General features: G+C 65.7%; 1 protein-coding gene. It reads right to left on the bottom strand.

The features are described 5' to 3' along the window. The coding region (locus tag RGD00_RS23255) for a phage tail length tape measure family protein (RefSeq protein WP_310459609.1) at window positions 1–1440 on the bottom strand (1440 nt) is incomplete at both ends.

Below are 1440 nucleotides of genomic sequence, written 5' to 3'. Positions count from 1 at the left end.
CACCCATCCGAGCCCTGCTTCCAGCGTCCGGGCGCCGAGCAGTTCGCGCGCATGCCGCTCGCGCACCAACTCGACCTGGGCCGCATCCTCGCCGTGCAAAAGGATCGCCTGGGACACCTCCGTTTGCCGGTTCAGATCCGCAATGATGTCGCCCCCGGCTTTTTTTCGCTTGGAGGCCGAAAGCTCCGCTTCGGCGCGCAGCCGGGCCTCCAACACCCCCCGTTGGCGAGCGGCCTCGGCGCTGTTCTTCTCGATCCCCATCTCCTGGAGACGGGTTTCGAGGGCTGCCCGCGCGTGATTGGCCCGCAGCACCTCCACGGCGACCGCGTTCTCGCCGTACATACGTGTGGCAATGGCGAGTTCCGTTTGCTGCGCCTGTTCACGCGACATCTGATCCAGTTGCAGACGTCTCGCTTCCGTCCGGGCGGTTTCCGCGGCCTTGATGCCGAGCAGCACGTCACCCTGTTTCTGCAGCAGATCGATCAGCGCCTGTTCCTGGTCGGTGATGCCGCCCTTCAGCGTGGCGTACTGCCGGACCAACTCCAGTACTGCTTGCAGCCCGGCGATCTGATCGTCAGTCCCCTCGGTGGTCTCGAACCGCTTCAGCGTATCCTGAAATCCGGCGATATCGCTGCTGTGGGCGCTGACATGGGCCGCGCCGGTGCCGAGCCCGAAGAAGCCGGTGAACCCTCGCCCCGCGGCACTGGGGCTCATCATGCCCATCATCTCGCGCGCTGCGGTCGCGGTGTTCTTCAGCTTCTGGTCGAGCGACAACTGGCCGAGATCGAGCAGTACCTCATACAGGCCGCGCGCTCCTTCCGCGCTGGCGCCAAACTGGCGGACGAGATCGGCAGAACTGGCACGCGCGATGTCGGAGAACCGGCGGTATCGATCGAAGGCACCGCCAAGTTCATCCATCCGTTCTTCAAGGGTTTTCGCACCACCTGCCGCACGCATCATCCATTGGACCAGCGCCGCGCCGCCGCCGATGACACCCATCGCAAGGAGCCCCCAGCTTGTGAGCACCATCCCGAAGGCTCGAGACAGGGTAGCGCCCAGGCTGAGACCCGATTCCTTGAGTTGGCTAAAGATCTGGGCAACCTGCGGGCCTTGCTGGATCATCAGCATGAAGGGGCTTTGGCCCATCGCGGTCATCATCGCGATATCGTTCATCTGGAACGACAAGTTGGTCGCTAGCCCGCGCGCCAGACCGGATCCGGCTGCCCCGGTACCTCCTCCACCTGCACTGCCTGGCGCCATGACCTGCGCCGCCCGCTCGCGCGCCGCGGCGGCCTCGCGCGAGGTGATCGCGCCCTGGCGTTCAGCATCCGCGATGTCGCGCAGTTCCTGCTCATAGGCGCGAGACACGGCGAAGAGCGGGTTGAACCGGGCGCGCAGATCATCCAGCGCCTGCCCATGCCGCAGGGTCGCGGCGGTGCT

Source organism: Ruixingdingia sedimenti (genome assembly GCF_031432425.1).
Taxonomy (GTDB): Bacteria; Pseudomonadota; Alphaproteobacteria; order Rhodobacterales; family Rhodobacteraceae; genus Ruixingdingia; species Ruixingdingia sedimenti.
Note: the sequence above shows the minus strand (reverse complement) of the source record. Positions and strands in the feature narration are given on the sequence as shown.